Genomic DNA, 15,762 nt, shown 5'->3' on the forward strand with positions numbered 1-15,762 from the left:
GACGCCGAAGGCTGTGCACCGATCAGCCAGCGTGACGCTGCACCAGGTCACCGACGCGCGGAAGCGCCTCGGCGACATTCTTCTTGGCCGAGGACCGCAGCGAGGAGTAGACCTTCTGCAGTGCCGGACGCGAGGAGCTGTCGGCCCGTGCGTCGGTCACCGACAGCAGCGCCTCGGCGACCTCGTCCTGCTTGGCGACGAGCAGATCGGCAAAGCTGCCGCCGCCGTTGCCCTGGAATTCGGCCCAGTACGGCTCGAGCTTCTCGACGAACTTGGGTGCGAACGATTCCAGCGCATCCGAGACGATCGTCGGGCTGACCTTCTTCACCGCGGCGTATCCACCCTTGACGGCGAGGCCCGACGCGCCACCCTTATCCGACACCTCTGCGTCCAGCACCTCTTTGGCGTCGGCCAGGAAGGCCGTGCGCTTGGCGTCGTCGAGCAGGGATTCAGACAGTGCTGCAACCACTTTCAGGTTCCTCCGGATTGATTTTCGATGAGCGAGCGCACGCAACTATACGCACCGGACGTTCCAGGCACACTGTCCTACAACCAACTACGGCTGCCAGGGCAGCAATTGCACCATCAGCCCGTCACATTCGGCCAGCAGATTATCGGATTCGTCGCGCAGCCGCGCGCTGACGAAACTCTTGCGTCCCTCGACCCGATCGATCGTTCCCTCGACCTTCAGCGGCGTGTGCAGCGGCGTGATCTTGCGGTAGTCGACGTGCAGAAACGCCGTGCGGCTGATCGGACGTCCGGCGTAGTGCACGAGCGAACCGAACAGATCGTCGAACAGCAGCGGCAGGACGCCGCCGTGCACGGCGCTGTTGCCGCCGAGGTGATAGCGACGGAATTCGCCGCGCATCGACACGCCGGTCGGCCCCGCCTCGACGATCTGCCACGGCGGCATGAGCAGACTTCCCCGCCCCGGCAAGGTGCTGACCCGTCCGGCCGGGCCGACCGTTTCCGGCGCGCGATACGGCTCGAGCAGATCGTTGAGTCGGCGCACACGCTCGAGGGCCTCGCCGAACACCTCGTCCGGGCAGTCCACCGAGACCGCGAGGTCCTGCAGCGTACGCAAGGCGTCCACGAACGGCGCGAAGTTCGGGCCCGGCTCGGCCTCGGCGACCTTGGGAAATCCGCCGTGCTCGGCGTAACGATCCGGATCGATCGCACTGCGGTCGATCACCGGCTCGGTGCGTTCACTCATATCTGCACGGTAACTCGCCTTCTTACACCGTCCAATCGAACTGGCCGGTAGGTGATATTTCAGACAGGGCGTTGAACTGGGATTTCAGAAGTACCAGGGGTACGGGGACCAGTCGGGAGCGCGCTTCTCCAGGAAGGCGTCGCGGCCCTCGACGGCCTCGTCGGTCGTGTACCCGAGGCGGGTGGCCTCACCGGCGAACAGCTGCTGACCGACCAGACCGTCGTCGGTGAGGTTGAACGCGTACTTCAGCATCCGCTGCGCCTGCGGGGACTTGCCCAGGATCTGCGCGGTCCACTCCAACGCCTCGTCCTCGAGCCGATCATGATCGACCACCGCGTTGACCGCACCCATGTGGTGCATCTCCTCCGCGGTGTACGGACGACCCAGGAAGAAGATCTCCCGCGCGAACTTCTGTCCCACCATCTTCGCCAGATACGCGCTGCCGTACCCGGCGTCGAAACTGCCCACATCCGCGTCGGTCTGCTTGAACCGGGCGTGCTCCCGGCTGGCCAGAGTCAGGTCGCACACCACGTGCAGGCTGTGCCCGCCACCCGCGGCCCAGCCGTTGACCAGCGCGATGACCACCTTCGGCATGAACCGGATCAGCCGCTGCACCTCCAGAATGTGCAACCGTCCCGCGCGCGCCTTGTCGACCGTCTCCGCGGTCTCCCCCGACGCGTACTGATATCCGCTGCGTCCGCGGATCCGCTGATCGCCACCCGAGCAGAACGCCCACCCGCCGTCCTTGGGACTCGGCCCGTTCCCGGTCAGCAGCACCGCGCCCACGTCCGAGGTCATCCGCGCGTGATCCAGCGCCCGGTACAACTCGTCCACGGTATGCGGCCGAAATGCGTTGCGCACCTCGGGCCGATCGAACGCCACCCGCACGGTGCCCTGCTCGATGTGCCGGTGATACGTGATGTCGGTCAGATCCTCGAACCCGTCCACGGGCTTCCACAGCTTCGCATTGAACACATCGCCATCTTGCCCCCGCGCCGCCGCGCTGCGGACCGCACCCGCCGACATGCCTCGCGGTATCCCGGTGGCGTGCGGACGAAATGCGCGTCGCGCCGGGGAGGCCGCCCTTACGCTCGAGGGGTGGACATACTGAGCAGTCGAGTCATTCTGCGGCCGGTGGATTACGAGCGAACGGTGGAGTTCTATCGGGACGGGCTGGAGCTGGCGATTGCGCGGGAGTATCCGGGCGGGACGGTGTTCTTCGCGGGGCAGTCGTTGATCGAGGTGGCCGGGCATGCGCGGGCCGCGGACGCCCGGACCGGCTTCGCCGGGGCGCTGTGGTTGCAGGTGCGCGATGCGGACGAGACAGCGGCCGCCCTGGTCGCGCGGGGTATCGCACTCGATCGGGGGCCGGTGCGGGAGCCGTGGGGATTGATCGAGATGTGGTTGCGCGACCCGGACGACGTGCCGATCGCGCTGGTGCAGGTACCCGGGGACCATCCGCTGCGCCGAGACACCCGACCGCACAGAGACTGAAGCACAGCAAATTTTCAGCATACGAAGCGCACAACATCTACGAATAATCTCGATCCAGCAGAACCCACTGGTCGGTTTTACCCCCCATATTGCACACTGAGAGCGTGTCCGCCGAACTGATCGTTCTGCTCATCGTCATCGTCACCGCCCTGGTTTTCGATTTCACCAATGGTTTTCACGACACCGCGAACGCGATGGCCACCTCCATCGCCACCGGAGCGCTCAGACCGCACGCGGCCGTCATCCTGTCGGGCAGCCTGAATCTGGTCGGCGCGTTCCTGAGTGTGGCGGTCGCCGCGACCGTGGCCGAAGGGATCGTCCGGTTGGACGAGGTCAGCGGCAGCGATCTACTCGCAATCGTCTTCGCCGGACTCGTCGGCGGCATCCTGTGGAACCTGCTGACCTGGCTGTTCGGACTGCCGTCGAGTTCGTCGCACGCCCTGTTCGGTGGCCTCATCGGCGCCACCATCGCCGCGCTGGGCTGGCACGGAGTGATCTGGAGCGCCGGCAACCAGGGCGTGCTGACCATGATCGTGGTCCCCGCGGTGCTCTCGCCGGTGGTGGCCGCGCTGATCGCCACGATCGGCACCTGGCTGGTGTACCGGATCACCCGCGGCAGCGACACCGGAGTGGTGAACCGCGGATTCCGCTGGGGCCAGATCGGTTCGGCCTCACTGGTTTCGCTCGCGCACGGCACCAACGACGCGCAGAAGACGATGGGCATCATCTTCCTGGCCCTGATCGCCTACGGCTCCCGCACGCCGTCGGACTCCCTGCCGCTGTGGGTGATCGTGGCCTGCGCCGCGGCCATCGCGGCCGGAACCACACTGGGCGGCTGGCGGATCATCCGCACCCTGGGCAAAGGTCTGGTCGACATCAGCCCGCCACAGGGTCTGGCCGCGGAATCGACCAGTGCGGCAATCATTCTCACCTCCGCGCATTTCGGCCTGCCGCTCTCGACGACGCAGACCGTCACCGGCGCGATCCTGGGCACCGGACTGGGCCGTCCGGAAGCCGAGGTCCGCTGGAACGTCCTGGGCCGGATGGTGGCGGCCTGGCTGTTCACCCTGCCGCTGGCGGGAGTCGCGGGTGCGATCTGCTGGGCGCTGGCACACGGCATCGGCGGTCTGCCCGGCGTGGTGGTTGTCTTCGCACTACTGGTGGTGCTGTGGGGTTACATGTATCTGCGCTCGCGCCGGGACCCGATACACGCGCGCAACGTCAACGACCACTGGCGCAGCCCGGCCGACCACCCCGACCCGCCCGACGCTCCGGCGGCGACACGATCCTCCTCGGCCGGGAGGGCCTGATGCATGCTCTGCTGACCGATCTGCGGGAGTTGTGGCGGGTCACCCTGGCCGCGCTGATATTCGGCGCCGGGCTGCCCGCGATCTTCGCGGTGGGCATCCGATTCCAGTCCCTCGCCCGCGTGGGCGTAACCGGAACGACCGACGTCGCTCCGCTGTCACGCCGACGAGCCGCGGCCGCGGTGGCCGTGCTGTGTTACGCCATCGTCCTGGCGGTGGTGATCGCCGGAGTGTTGTTCGTCGCCAAGGCTTTTCTCGCTTCCCGTCTCGGCATCCATCTGTTCGGGCAGGAATGACCACGGAAAGGACGTTCCGTGACCAGCGGACCGGAACCCTCGCGTGAACCGGAGCAGTCGCATGCCCCGGACCATTCGCGGGAATCAGCGCAGTCGGGCGAATCAGCGCAGTCGCAGAGCCCCGAGGCGGCGCAGTCGATGCTGCAGAAGGTCCTGGGCTGGCTGCGCGCCGGTTATCCACAGGGCGTCCCGCGGTCGGACTACGTCGCGCTGCTCGCGGTGCTGCACCGGCGGCTCACCGACTACGAGGTCCACCTCGTCGCGGACGAGCTGGTTCGCGAGCGCGACAGCGACGACGAGATCGCCCGGCACGAAATCGAGGACACGATCGGCCGAGTTGCCAAAGAGCTGCCGGGCGAGGACGATATCGCACGAGTGACCTCCCGGCTCGAGGCCGGTGGCTGGCCACTGGCGACACCGACGTCCGAAAGACCCCTCGACCCCTGAGTTAACCGAAGGGAGGCGGGGACCCGTAACCGGGTCGTCGGCCCCGACATGACACCATCGCGAACGTGAGCACTCTGCGGACCCTCCCCATGCCTACCGGAGCCGCGGTGGGTGATGTCCTGCCGCATCTACGCGACGCCCTGGCGGGCAGCGGTCCGGCATGGCTGCCCGTGCCGGGCGGCGACCGGCGGGAGACGACCCGGCTGTCCAGCGCCCTCGGTCCGGGCGAATCGATCGATGACGACGTGGCCCTGGTGGTCACCACCTCCGGCACCACCGGCGTGCCCAAGGGCGCCATGCTCACCGCGGCCGCACTGCGCGCCAGCGGCGAGGCCACCCACGAACGTCTGGGCGGACCGGGCCAGTGGCTGCTGGCGCTGCCCACCCATCACATCGCCGGACTGCAGGTGCTGATGCGCGCCATCCAGGCCGGAACCGAACCCGCCGTCCTGGACGTCTCGGACGGATTCCTGCCCGGCGGTCTGGCCAGCGCGATCGCCGGGATGACGGGCGAACGCCGCTACACCTCCCTGGTCCCGACCCAGCTGATCAAGGCCCTGGACGATCCGGAGTGCGCGGCGGCGCTGGCCACCCTGGACGCGATCCTGGTCGGTGGCGCGGCGACCCCGCGGCCGGTGCTCGACCGCGCCCAGGCCGCCGGAATCACAGTCGTGCGCACCTACGGCTCGAGCGAGACCTGCGGCGGCTGCGTCTACGACGGCGTGCCGCTGACCGGAATGCAGGTCCGCATCCAGGACGGGCGCGTGCTGCTGGGCGGCGCGATGCTCGCCAAGGGCTATCGCGGTATCCCGGATCATCCGGCCTTCGCCGAACCGGGCTGGTTCCGCACCGACGACGCCGGCACGTTCACCGACGGCGTACTCACCATCACCGGACGTCTGGACGAGGCCATCACCACCGGCGGCCTGCTGGTTATCCCGCAGGTCGTGGAGGCCGTACTGGCCCACCATCCGGCCATCGCGGAGTGCGTGGTCCTGGGCCTGCCCGACGAACGCCTGGGTCAGCGCGTGGCCGTGGTGGTGGTTCCGACGCCGGGTGCGACGCCGACGCTCGAGGAGATCCGCGATTTCGTGATCGCCGAACTCGACACCACCGCCGCGCCGCGCGAGCTGGCCCTGGTGGAGGAGATCCCGATGCGCGGACCGGGCAAACCGAACCGCGCAGCCCTGCGCGAACGCCTGCTCAGCGGTGAAATTCGGCCTCCGCTCCGCTCCGGCGGGGTCGGGGCCCCCTAAGGCCCGAGCCCCGACCACGTTGCTGGTGTTGCCGGCCCTTGCACGCACCCGCAATGTGGACGCAAGCGGTGTGCAAGAACCGGCCCGCACAGTAAGGGCATGACATCCAACGCACCTGCTGATGCACTCGCCATCGAGGCGGACGGGCTGGTCAAGGTCTTCGGGGAGCAGCGCGCCGTCGACGGCGTGAGCCTGGCGGTGCCGCAGGGCGCCGTGTACGGCGTGCTCGGCCCCAACGGGGCCGGTAAGACCACCACCATCCGCATGCTCGCCACCCTGCTGCGCCCGGACGGGGGCAGCGCCCGGATCTTCGGCCACGACGTGGTCGCCGAGCCGACCGCGGTCCGCTCGCTGATCGGAGTCACCGGGCAGTACGCCTCGGTGGACGAGAAGCTCAGCGCCACAGAGAACGTGATCATCTTCTCCCGGCTGCTGGGGCTGAGCCGGTCCGAGGCGCGACGTCGCTCGGCCGATCTGCTCGAGGAGTTCGGGCTGACCGAGGCCGCGAGCAAGCCGCTGGAGAACTTCTCCGGCGGTATGCGCCGCCGTCTGGATCTGGCCGCGAGCCTGATCTCGACCCCGCCGCTGCTGTTCCTGGACGAGCCCACCACCGGCCTGGATCCGCGCACCCGCGCGCAGATGTGGGAGACCATCCGGCGGCTGGTCCGCGAGGGCGCGACCGTGCTGCTGACCACCCAGTACCTGGACGAGGCCGATCAGCTGGCCGACCGGATCGCGGTCATCGACCACGGCAAGGTCATCGCCGACGGCACCTCCGACGAGCTCAAAAGTTCGGTGGGCACCTCGTCCCTGCAGATCACCGTGGCCGATCCGACGCGAATCGAGCGGGCCCGCACCCTGATCGGCGAATTCCTCTCGCATGCCGACGGCAAGCTCGTCGAAGCCAGCATCACCCCCGAGGCGGGCCGCGTCACCGCGCCGCTGAACGATCCGAGCGTCACCGCGGATCTACTGATCCGCTTGCGGGACAACGATATCCGGGTCGACGAGATCACCGTGAGCAAGCCGAGCCTGGACGAGGTGTTCTTCGCACTGACCGGGCACGGCGCCGAATCCGACACCACCGACACCGAAGAGAGTGCCGCATGACCACCACCATCACCGCCCCCGCCAGCGGCGGCAAACAGGCGGTCCGGGCCGCGATACCCGAGGTCAGCAACCACATCGGCCTGCGGCAGACCATGGCGAATTCGCTCACCATGGCCTACCGCGGCCTGCTGAAGATCAAGCACAACCCCGAGCAGCTGTTCGACGTGACGATCCAGCCGGTGCTGTTCACCGCACTGTTCGCCTACATCTTCGGCGGCGCGATCGGCGGCAGCGTGCAGGCGTACCTGCCCGTGCTCATTCCCGGCATCCTGGTGCAGACCGTCGTGCTGACCTCGGTCGTCACCGGCACGCAGTTGCGCGAGGATATGGACAAGGGCGTCTTCGACCGCTTCAAATCCCTTCCGATCGCCCGAGTTTCGGCACTGGCCGGCGCCCTGCTGGCCGATATGGTCCGCTACGGCATCGCGACCATCCTGACCGTCGTGGTCGGCCTGATCCTGGGCTACCGTCCCGGCGGCGGTTTCGCCGGTGTGCTGGTCGCGGGCCTGATCGTGGTGTTCTGCTCGTTCGCGGTCAGCTGGATCTGGGCGCTGGTCGGCGTCACCGGTAAGAGCGCGGCCGCGGTGCAGGGCATCTCGATGATGATCATGTTCCCGCTGACGTTCATGTCCGGCGCCTTCGCTCTGGTCAAGACCATGCCGGGCTGGCTGCAGGCGATCAACAAGGCCAATCCCGTGTACTACATGGTCAATTCGTGCCGCGACCTGATGAACGGCAACGTCTACTCCAGCAATATCGCCTGGTGCCTGATCGGCTCGGTGATCGTCATCGCGGTCTTCGCGCCGCTGGCCATCCGCGCCTACATGCGCAAGGCTTGAGTTTTGGCCTCCGCTTCGCTGCTGTGTTTTTGGCCTCCGCTTCGCTCCGGCGGGTTTTCGGCGCTGTAAGGCTCGTCGCTGCGCCCTCGAGACTCGGCCTTCGGCCATGCGCTTCGAGGGCGCAGCGACGAGCCCGCGCCGAAAACCTAGGAGTTGGCCTTGTTGAGCCTTTCGCTTCGCGGGCGACTTCCAGCGGACAGAGACGCTTCGGCGCTGGCGTTACATTTGCCCTCCGGACACGAAAGTGTCCGGAGGGTTCAGCGTTTCAGCCGACCTTGCCCGAAAGTTCTTCCAGCAGAGCCATGATGCGGTGCGCGGCGGGGCGGCGACCGGTGCGGGCGGCACGGGCGTAGGGCTCTGCCATCAGATCCGGGGTGACCACCGCGGCATGGTGGGCCAGGTGACGATCGATCCGCATGCTGGGGGTGTCCTGACGGGCCATCGCCTTGGGGGCCAGTGCGATCAGCTCCCGTCCGATGTCCGGAGAACGTTGGACGGCAAGTAGATACGAGCCGATCGCCAACGCGACCGAACCGATCTGCGGAATATCGATGTAGTGGCCGAGATGTTCGCGGCCGTTGTCGATCAGTTCCTGCGCCAGGGCGGGCACCGCGTCCAGGGCGTCGTGCAGCACGTGGGCGTCCAGGACTCCGGCGGCGACGGCGATCGCGCCGGGACCGCCCCGCATGGGCATGTCCGGCCAGCCGTGCATCTCCAGCACACTGCGCGAGCGCCGCAGCCCGGCCTCCCGATCACCCTGTGCCAGAGCGAGTTCGGACCAGCCGACCTGCACGGTCGCCCGGCGATGATTCGGGCGCGGGACCGGATCGTCCGGACCCGCGCCGCCCTCCACGAATCCGGTCGCCATCTCCAGTTCCCACCGGGCCTGTTCCAGATCGCCAGTACCGACCAGCACGACGGCGAGGAAACTGGCTATCTCGGCGACCTCGTCGAAGGAGTGCAACTGCCGCAGCGCCTCGACCGAACGCCGATAGTTGACCGCCGCCTCGCCGTATCGCGCGGTCTGCGACATCAGCTGGGCCAGATGCTGATACAGCATCGCCGAGCCCCATACGTCACCCGGAGCCAGATCCCGCAGGGCGCCCTGCGCATCCCGCATCGAACCGCGCACATCACCGGCGTTCTCCCGCACGTTCGCACGCAACAGCCGTGCTGCCCAACGGACCTCCCGATCCGTGGACCGCACGCCCGCGGTGAGCCGACGCGCCGCGCGGACCGCGGTCGGGCGTTCGCAGATCAGTTCGCCGATGAAGCCGGTGCTCGGCGACAGTACCACCGCCGGGGACCGCAGCAAGCGCCGCAACCGAATTCGCAGCAGCGCCGCATCGCGCAGCCGGCTATCGCCGAACGCCAGGTGCATACCCACCAGCGCATGCGCGATCACCTGCAGGTCATCGGCCGTGGTTCCGGCGGCCGGGGGCGGCGCAACGGCCAGCACCCGGCCCGACCAGCCCACGAATTCGCCGTGCGCCCCGCGCATCACCCACAGCATCCCGGGCAGCGGGAACACCATGTAGACGGTGACCGCGTCACCGATATCGCAGGCGTGGCGCAGCACCGCGAGCAGGTTGTCCAGCTCGATGCTCACCCGCCCCACCATCCGAACCTGCTGCTCCGCGGCATAGTTGTTCAGCATCTCGACCGCGAATTGCCTTGCCCACCCGGACATCCGGCTCATCACCAGACCCCCTTCACCGGCGGCGCCCAACTGCTCCTCGCCGAATTCCCGGACGGTCTCCAGCATCCGATAGCGGATCCCGCCGTGTTCGTCGTCCAGCACGGACAGCAGCGACTGACTCACCAGACCGTCCACGGCGGCGGCGATATCGCCGATATCGGGACCGTCGGCCACGATCTCGGCCGCGCCGAAGGTGAATCCGGCCGGGAACCGGCACAACCGCCGCAGGGCGATGCGCTGCGGTTCGTCCAGCAGATTCCAGCTCCACTCGATCACCGCGTGCAGAGTCCGATGGCGTTGCGGTGAGGTGCGATCTCCGCTGCGCAACAACGTGAATCGGTGTTCCAGGCGCGCGTCGATCTCCTCGACGCTCATGGTGCGCACCCGCGCCGCAGCCAGTTCGATCGCCAGCGGCAGTCCGTCGAGTGTGCGGCACAGTCGCGCGACCACCTCCGGATCCAGGCGCACCGACGGCCGCACCGCGCGGGCCCGGGTCTCGAACAGTTCGGTGGCCGGCGAGCCGTGCGCGTCGATCGCCAAGGGCGGCAACGGATACACCGTCTCCGCGGTGATCTCCAGCGGCGCGCGGCTGGTGGTGAGCACGGTGAGCCGATCGCACGCGCCGACCAGATCGGCGACCACCTCGGCGACGGCATCGATGAGATGTTCGCAGTTGTCCAGGATCAGCAGCATCGGACGCGCGGCCACCGCATCCCGAAGACGTTGGCGCGCATCGATTTTGCGACCGGGTCGCAGGCCGGTGGTGTCCCGGGCCGCCTCGGCGACGCCGAGCGCGGCGCTGATCGCGGCCTCCACCTCGGCGCGGGCGTCCTCCGGCGCGGCACGCACCGAGGCCAGCTCGATCAGCGCGACCGGCACGGCCGTGGTCATCCGCAGGCCCAGTTCGTTGGCCACCCTGGTCTTTCCGGTGCCGCCCGGACCGAGCACGGTGGTCACCCGGGACGCGGCGAGCAGATCCTGCAGCGCGCCCAGATCGACGGTGCGGCCCAGCAGCGGATTCGGCGCGGCGCGCAGCCCGATCGCCGCACCCGCCTGGCCGGAATCATCCGGTGCCACATCGGTTTCGACCTCCCGGGGCGCGGCTTCCGGCCGCACCGAGCGAGCCCCGGCCATCGGCTCGCCGCGCAGGATCGCCGCGTTCAGCTCGACCAGCGCCGGGCCCGGATCCGCGCCGAGTTCGGTCACCAGACCCGCGCGCAGGGTCACGAAGACCTCCAACGCCTCGTTGGCGCGTCCGGCCGCGGCGAGCAACCGCATCAGCGTGCCGTGCGCGGGTTCGTCCAGCGGCCTGGCGGCGGCGATCCGCTTGGCCATCCGCACCGCGCCGTCCAGATCCCCGGACGCCTCACGGGAGGCGAGTTCCAGTTCGTCCAAGGCGTGCCAGCGGGTCACGGCCAATTCGGCCAGTTCGTCGGCGACCGGTCCGGGCGGCAGATCCGCACCCGGTTCGCCGCGCCACAGCGCCCGCGCGCGGGCCACCAGCTCGAGGCAGTGGTCGTCGCGTCCGGCGGCGTGCATTTCGCGGGCCTGGCGTTCGAGGCGGCGGGCCAGGGTCAGGTCGACCTGCTCCTCGCCGAGGGCGAGCCGATATCCGGCCGGACCGACCTCGAGTGCGCCGTCGGGCAGCGCCGAGCGCAGCCGGGAGACCTGGGTGTGCAGGGCGTTCATCGGGGCGCGCGGGGGCTGTTCGCCCCAGATGTCCTCGATCAGCCCTTGGGCGCTGCGGCTGCGGCCCGGATGCAGGGCCAGGGCGGCCAGCAGCAGCCGGGCCCGCGCACCCGGCACCGCGGCCAGGACGGAGCCCGCGCGACACAGCGCGATCTCACCCAGGACCGACACTCGCACCGAGGCGTCCGCGGGTAACCCGTCGGCCCGGTCCCGACCCGACCGGGTGTTCGTCGTCCCGGCGCCCGCGGAGCCGCTCTGATCAGGAATCATGCCGTTCACCATCGTATGTGAGCAGTCCACCGATTATTCGGCTCACAGCGCCGGGACCACCCCTACCAGCATGCGCCGTGAACCCCGCCATCATACTCCGATATATCGAAATAGTTCTACCGATAGGGTGGCCGACGCCATCCCACCCGCGGCACGTCCTCGGCGCCGCGATACGCATAGGCTTCGACCCATGGCTAGTGCAGCACAGTGGCTCGAAGGCGCGCGACCGCGAACCCTCCCCAACGCGATCGCCCCGATCCTGGTCGGCACGGGTGCGGCCGCATCCCTGGACGCCGCGATCTGGTGGAAGGCTCTGCTGTCGCTGGTGGTCTCGCTGGCGCTGATCATCGGCGTGAACTACGCCAACGACTATTCCGACGGCATCCGCGGCACCGACGACGAACGTGTCGGGCCGCTGCGCCTGGTCGGCTCGGGCGTGGCCTCGCCGGGTGCGGTGCGCGCCGCAGCGATCGCGAGTCTGAGCGTGGGCGCGGTCGTCGGGCTGGTGCTGGTATTCACCACCGCGTGGTGGCTGCTGCTGATCGGCGCGGGCTGCCTGGCCGGCGCCTGGTTCTACACCGGCGGCCGGAAACCCTACGGTTACAGTGGTTTCGGCGAGATCGCGGTCTTCGTCTTCTTCGGCCTGGTCGCGGTGCTGGGCACCGAATTCGTACAGGCGCACCGGATCGACTGGGCCGGTGTGGTCGGCGCGGTGGCGGTCGGCGCGTTCTCCAGCGCGGTACTGGTCACCAACAATCTGCGCGACATCCCCACCGATTCGGTGACCGGCAAGACGACCCTGGCCGTCCGCCTGGGCGACACCCGCACGCGCACACTGCATCTGGTGCTGATGGTGGTGCCGTTCATCGCCTCGCTGGTCCTCGTCGCGCGCACCCCGTGGGCCCTGCTGGGCCTGCTCGCCGTACCGCTCGCGGTGCGCTCGAACAACCCGGTACGCGGCGGCCAACAGGGCCCCGGTCTCATCCCGTCGCTGCGCGACACCGGCCTGGCGATGCTGCTGTGGTCGATCCTCTCGGGAGTCGCGCTCGCCCTCGGCTGATGCTCCTACCATGAGATATGCCTGTCGAACGGGTCCGTATCGCCGACGCCGAAGTGGATGTCGCGATGCCCTCGCCCACCGACCGGCTGCCCGGACTGAGCATGGCGGGCTTCCACGGACGAGCCGAGGACGCACTCGCCCTGGACGTGGTCCCGTACCCGGCCCTGACCATGTTCATCGACCTCGGTGACGACGCGCTGATCATGGACGACGGCACCGGCGAGCGGCGCCACGGCAGCGTCGTCGTCGGCGTCGCGCCGGGCGGTATCCGCGGCTGCGCGCGGGAGGTGGAACTCCTACAGATCCGGCTGTCTCCGCTGCTGGCACAGGCTGTTTCGGAGGTCGCGCCACAGCTCGGCGGGGAATTTCTGGACCTGGCCGAATTCTGGGGACCCGACGCGGAACTCCTGCACGAGCAGTTGCGCGCCGCCCCGTCGTGGGACGCCCGCTTCACACTCACGCGACGCGCGCTCATGCTGCGCTGCGCGACCGGCCGCACCGCCGACCCGGAACTCACCTGGATCTGGGCTCGCATGGTGAGCGGTCACGGGCGGGTTCGGGTGGACCGGCTGGCCGACGAGGTCGGCTGGAGCCGCAAGCGCCTGTGGTCCCGGTTCCGCGCGCACACCGGCCTGACCCCGAAATACGCCGCGAATCTGATCCGCTTCGACCACGCCGTTCATCTCCTGGCGGCCGGGCGCACCGCCGCGTCGGTCGCGGCGGACTGCGGTTTCGCCGACCAGTCGCACCTGCACCACGACGTCCTGGCCTTCACCGGGCTGACACCGGCGAAGGTGGCGCGAGCGCCCTGGCTGACCGTCGACCCGGTCGCGTGGCAACCGCAGGCCGGAACATTTCTTCAAGACCCGCCCCGGCGCGGCGGCCCATGCTGACGGTGCTGCAACACAATTCACAGTGAGGTACCGATGAGCAACGATGTGACGAACGTTCCGGACGCGTCGCGATTGCGTCCGCGCCGCGGCGAATACGGCCTGGACGGCGACTACGGGACGGTGTCCGCGCGCGGACAGGCGATCATCGCCGCGGCGATCCTGACCGTCCTGATCGCGCTGACGGTGTATTTCGCGGTGACCGGAGTCGTGGTCGGCGCGGTGATACCCGCGGTGTGCGCCCTGGGGCTCGTGCTGTTCGTGGGCTCGTTCCTGCGGACCACGAAGGTCGGGAAATACGAAGTGTGGGAACGGATTCTGACCGGTCTGCGGCTGCGCGGGAACGAGCGGCTGCTGGAGCTGGGCTGCGGCCGCGGCGCGATCCTGTGCATGGCCGCCGAACTCCTGCCCGGCGGACGTGCGGTCGGCATCGATATCTGGCAGGCGGACCAGACCGGCAACAGTCCCGAATCCGCCCGGCGCAACGCCGAACTCGAGGGCGTGGGCGGCCGGGTCGAGCTGGTGACCGGCGATATGACCCGGATGCCGTTCTCCGACAACGAGTTCGACCTGATCATCAGCAACGTCGCGATCCACAACATCCCCGACGCCACGGGCCGTCGCACCGCCATCGACGAGGCGTTCCGCGTGCTGCGGCCCGGGGGACGGCTGGTCGTCGCGGATCTGGCGTTCACGAACCGCTATCGGGCGCGACTGAGTGAGCTCGGCATGGTCGATCTGGAACTGCGCAACCTCGGCTGGCGGATGTGGTGGGGCACCCCGCTGCTGCCGACCCGGCTGCTGACCGGGACCAAACCGTCGGGAAGTTAGTCCCGGCCGCCCTCGGGCACGAAGATACCCAGCACCCAGTTGACCACCGTGATGATGATCGCTCCGGCCACCGCCGCGAAGACGCCGTGCACACGCAGGCCGTACTCGGTGGTGGCGGTGATCGCGGCGGTCAGCCACAGCATCAGGGCGTTGATGACCAGCAGGAACAGGCCCAGGGTGACGATCACCAGCGGCAGGGACAGCAGTTTGACGATCGGCTTGACCAGCGCGTTCACCAATCCGAAGATGACCGCGACGATCAACACCACGATCACCTTGCCGCTGGTGCCGTGCTCGGCGGGGCTGATCAGCTCGATATTGCTGACCAGGGCGGACGCGAGCCAGATCGCGACGGCATTGATGATCAGGCGTAGCAAGAGGGCCATGGCGCCATGCTAACCGGCACGACGCCCGGCCACCGGGTACGCGAATCAATCGGCCTCCACCGCCTCAGGCGGCCCGGTCCAGCAGATCGTGCACCGCGCGGCGAATCCCCTCGACGCCCTCGTCGCCGCCGAGCAATTCGACGGTGCGCGGGGTGGGCGCGCGCAGCACACCGAGCAGAACGTGCGCGGCCTCGATTCGATTGTCGCTGCGCGTAATTGCCTCCCGAAGTGACAATTCGAGCACCTTCTTCGCCGCCTTGGTGAACGGGATGTGCCCGAAATTCGTCCCACCATTCCCGCCGAAACCGAAACGCCCGCGCGGCTTTTCCGGTGCCGCCGCGCGATCGAGCGCATCCGCGCCGAAGGTCGCGTCCAGACTTTCGCGAACGGCGTCGAGATCTATGCCGATGGATCGCAGTGCGGCAGCGTCCTCTTCGCCCAGCGGCTCGGCGGAACGCTTGCGAGACAGCGATTCCCGGATCGTTGCTGCGGTAATTCCACCACTCGCCAATACTTTCCGAATTCCGTCGTCGGGCCCGGCGGCCAGTCCCAACAGCAGATGTTCGACGTCGATGTTCGGCGCGCCCAGCATGCGCGCCTCCTCCTGCGCCATCACGACCGCATACCGCGCCGCCTTGGTGAACCTCTCGAACATCAGCCGATCCCGCCTCTCCGGTTGTACTTCTGATGGACCGCCTGCCGGCTGACCTCGAGCGCCTCCGCGATCGCCTGCCAGGACCACCCCTGGGAGCGGGCATTACCCACCTGGATCGCCTCGAGCCGCTCGAGCAACCGCCGTAAGGCCAGCACCGCACGCAGGCCGACCGTGGGGTCGGGACTGCCGGCGGCGGCCGCCAGGGTTGTCGCTTCACTCATAGACGTCAATTTACGTTGACACTCGGCGCGCGTCAACGAAAATTGACATCACAAGGAAGTCGTTCACCAGGAGCGAATACGAAGAGAGTGCGGCGCTCG

The 15,762-nt window shown here is 68.5% G+C and carries 17 protein-coding genes; 10 read left to right on the plus strand and 7 right to left on the minus strand.

Going from position 1 to position 15,762, the window contains the following annotated elements:
- Nucleotides 1–22 precede the first annotated feature (22 nt).
- The 3 genes from ON40_RS29455 to ON40_RS29465 all read right to left on the minus strand — a co-directional run bounded on the left by ON40_RS29455 (nt 23) and on the right by ON40_RS29465 (nt 2,239).
- Complete coding sequence (locus tag ON40_RS29455; protein ID WP_040828143.1) at nt 23–469, minus strand: DUF6918 family protein; 447 nt, start codon at nt 467–469, stop codon at nt 23–25.
- Between the two features lie 87 nt (nt 470–556).
- Nucleotides 557–1,213, minus strand: coding sequence for a PaaI family thioesterase (locus ON40_RS29460; RefSeq protein WP_040828144.1), 657 nt, complete (start codon nt 1,211–1,213; stop codon nt 557–559).
- Between the two features lie 84 nt (nt 1,214–1,297).
- Nucleotides 1,298–2,239, minus strand: a complete 942-nt coding sequence (locus ON40_RS29465) for a 1,4-dihydroxy-2-naphthoyl-CoA synthase (RefSeq protein WP_051193719.1) — start codon at nt 2,237–2,239, stop codon at nt 1,298–1,300.
- Nucleotides 2,240–2,311: 72 nt separating this feature from the next.
- Between ON40_RS29465 and ON40_RS29470 the strand changes: the two genes are divergently transcribed.
- The 7 genes from ON40_RS29470 to ON40_RS29500 all read left to right on the plus strand — a co-directional run bounded on the left by ON40_RS29470 (nt 2,312) and on the right by ON40_RS29500 (nt 7,962).
- Nucleotides 2,312–2,707, plus strand: coding sequence for a VOC family protein (locus ON40_RS29470; protein ID WP_040828145.1), 396 nt, complete (start codon nt 2,312–2,314; stop codon nt 2,705–2,707).
- Between the two features lie 104 nt (nt 2,708–2,811).
- Complete coding sequence (locus ON40_RS29475; protein WP_040828146.1) at nt 2,812–4,017, plus strand: inorganic phosphate transporter; 1,206 nt, start codon at nt 2,812–2,814, stop codon at nt 4,015–4,017.
- Nucleotides 4,017–4,310, plus strand: a complete 294-nt coding sequence (locus ON40_RS29480) for a hypothetical protein (RefSeq protein WP_040828147.1) — start codon at nt 4,017–4,019, stop codon at nt 4,308–4,310. Before ON40_RS29475 ends, ON40_RS29480 begins: the two co-directional genes overlap by 1 nt.
- 18 nt (nt 4,311–4,328) lie before the next feature.
- Nucleotides 4,329–4,757 (plus strand): DUF3349 domain-containing protein, encoded by a 429-nt coding sequence (locus tag ON40_RS29485; protein ID WP_373281992.1) that lies wholly within the window; start codon nt 4,329–4,331, stop codon nt 4,755–4,757.
- Between the two features lie 65 nt (nt 4,758–4,822).
- A complete protein-coding gene (menE, locus tag ON40_RS29490) occupies nt 4,823–6,013 on the plus strand; it encodes an o-succinylbenzoate--CoA ligase (protein WP_051193720.1) in 1,191 nt (396 codons plus the stop codon).
- A 99-nt stretch (nt 6,014–6,112) separates the two neighbouring features.
- Nucleotides 6,113–7,123 carry a daunorubicin resistance protein DrrA family ABC transporter ATP-binding protein gene (locus ON40_RS29495; RefSeq protein WP_040828148.1) on the plus strand — a complete coding sequence of 337 codons (1,011 nt, stop codon included), beginning with the start codon at nt 6,113–6,115 and terminating at the stop codon, nt 7,121–7,123.
- Nucleotides 7,120–7,962 (plus strand): ABC transporter permease, encoded by an 843-nt coding sequence (locus ON40_RS29500; protein WP_040828149.1) that lies wholly within the window; start codon nt 7,120–7,122, stop codon nt 7,960–7,962. Before ON40_RS29495 ends, ON40_RS29500 begins: the two co-directional genes overlap by 4 nt.
- Before the next feature lie 265 nt (nt 7,963–8,227).
- Here the strand turns inward: ON40_RS29500 and ON40_RS29505 are convergent, their stop codons facing one another.
- Nucleotides 8,228–11,620 carry an AfsR/SARP family transcriptional regulator gene (locus ON40_RS29505; RefSeq protein WP_051193758.1) on the minus strand — a complete coding sequence of 1,131 codons (3,393 nt, stop codon included), beginning with the start codon at nt 11,618–11,620 and terminating at the stop codon, nt 8,228–8,230.
- A gap of 190 nt (nt 11,621–11,810) precedes the next feature.
- Here ON40_RS29505 and ON40_RS29510 point away from each other — a divergent pair, with 190 nt between their 5' ends.
- From ON40_RS29510 to ON40_RS29520, 3 genes are read left to right on the plus strand one after another with little or no spacing between them, the layout of a single operon-like run.
- Nucleotides 11,811–12,680, plus strand: a complete 870-nt coding sequence (locus tag ON40_RS29510; protein WP_040828151.1) for a 1,4-dihydroxy-2-naphthoate polyprenyltransferase — start codon at nt 11,811–11,813, stop codon at nt 12,678–12,680.
- A 17-nt stretch (nt 12,681–12,697) separates the two neighbouring features.
- A complete protein-coding gene (locus ON40_RS29515) occupies nt 12,698–13,573 on the plus strand; it encodes a helix-turn-helix domain-containing protein (protein ID WP_051193721.1) in 876 nt (291 codons plus the stop codon).
- 33 nt (nt 13,574–13,606) lie between these two features.
- Nucleotides 13,607–14,401 carry a class I SAM-dependent methyltransferase gene (locus tag ON40_RS29520; RefSeq protein ID WP_051193722.1) on the plus strand — a complete coding sequence of 265 codons (795 nt, stop codon included), beginning with the start codon at nt 13,607–13,609 and terminating at the stop codon, nt 14,399–14,401.
- On the opposite strand, the gene ON40_RS29525 is transcribed toward ON40_RS29520, so the two are convergent.
- The 3 genes from ON40_RS29525 to ON40_RS29535 form a co-directional block, all read right to left on the minus strand.
- Complete coding sequence (locus tag ON40_RS29525) at nt 14,398–14,787, minus strand: phage holin family protein (RefSeq protein ID WP_040828152.1); 390 nt, start codon at nt 14,785–14,787, stop codon at nt 14,398–14,400. The two genes, ON40_RS29520 and ON40_RS29525, sit on opposite strands and share 4 nt — an antisense overlap.
- Nucleotides 14,788–14,851: 64 nt before the next feature.
- Complete coding sequence (locus ON40_RS29530) at nt 14,852–15,442, minus strand: Clp protease N-terminal domain-containing protein (protein WP_040828153.1); 591 nt, start codon at nt 15,440–15,442, stop codon at nt 14,852–14,854.
- A complete protein-coding gene (locus ON40_RS29535) occupies nt 15,442–15,663 on the minus strand; it encodes a hypothetical protein (protein WP_040828154.1) in 222 nt (73 codons plus the stop codon). Before ON40_RS29535 ends, ON40_RS29530 begins: the two co-directional genes overlap by 1 nt.
- Between the last annotated feature and the right edge of the window lie 99 nt (nt 15,664–15,762).

The sequence above is a fragment of the Nocardia jiangxiensis NBRC 101359 genome (assembly GCF_000308615.1).
Lineage (GTDB): Bacteria > Actinomycetota > Actinomycetes > Mycobacteriales > Mycobacteriaceae > Nocardia > Nocardia jiangxiensis.

Coding starts and splice junctions, on each gene's coding strand:
- ON40_RS29460 (WP_040828144.1), bottom strand. CDS start 1,213: ATGAGTGAACGCACCGAGCCGGTGATCGACCGCAGTGCGATCGATCCG.
- ON40_RS29465 (WP_051193719.1), bottom strand. CDS start 2,239: ATGTCGGCGGGTGCGGTCCGCAGCGCGGCGGCGCGGGGGCAAGATGGC.
- ON40_RS29480 (WP_040828147.1), top strand. CDS start 4,017: ATGCATGCTCTGCTGACCGATCTGCGGGAGTTGTGGCGGGTCACCCTG.
- ON40_RS29495 (WP_040828148.1), top strand. CDS start 6,113: ATGACATCCAACGCACCTGCTGATGCACTCGCCATCGAGGCGGACGGG.
- ON40_RS29500 (WP_040828149.1), top strand. CDS start 7,120: ATGACCACCACCATCACCGCCCCCGCCAGCGGCGGCAAACAGGCGGTC.
- ON40_RS29505 (WP_051193758.1), bottom strand. CDS start 11,620: ATGATTCCTGATCAGAGCGGCTCCGCGGGCGCCGGGACGACGAACACC.
- ON40_RS29510 (WP_040828151.1), top strand. CDS start 11,811: ATGGCTAGTGCAGCACAGTGGCTCGAAGGCGCGCGACCGCGAACCCTC.
- ON40_RS29515 (WP_051193721.1), top strand. CDS start 12,698: ATGCCTGTCGAACGGGTCCGTATCGCCGACGCCGAAGTGGATGTCGCG.
- ON40_RS29520 (WP_051193722.1), top strand. CDS start 13,607: ATGAGCAACGATGTGACGAACGTTCCGGACGCGTCGCGATTGCGTCCG.
- ON40_RS29525 (WP_040828152.1), bottom strand. CDS start 14,787: ATGGCCCTCTTGCTACGCCTGATCATCAATGCCGTCGCGATCTGGCTC.
- ON40_RS29530 (WP_040828153.1), bottom strand. CDS start 15,442: ATGTTCGAGAGGTTCACCAAGGCGGCGCGGTATGCGGTCGTGATGGCG.
- ON40_RS29535 (WP_040828154.1), bottom strand. CDS start 15,663: ATGAGTGAAGCGACAACCCTGGCGGCCGCCGCCGGCAGTCCCGACCCC.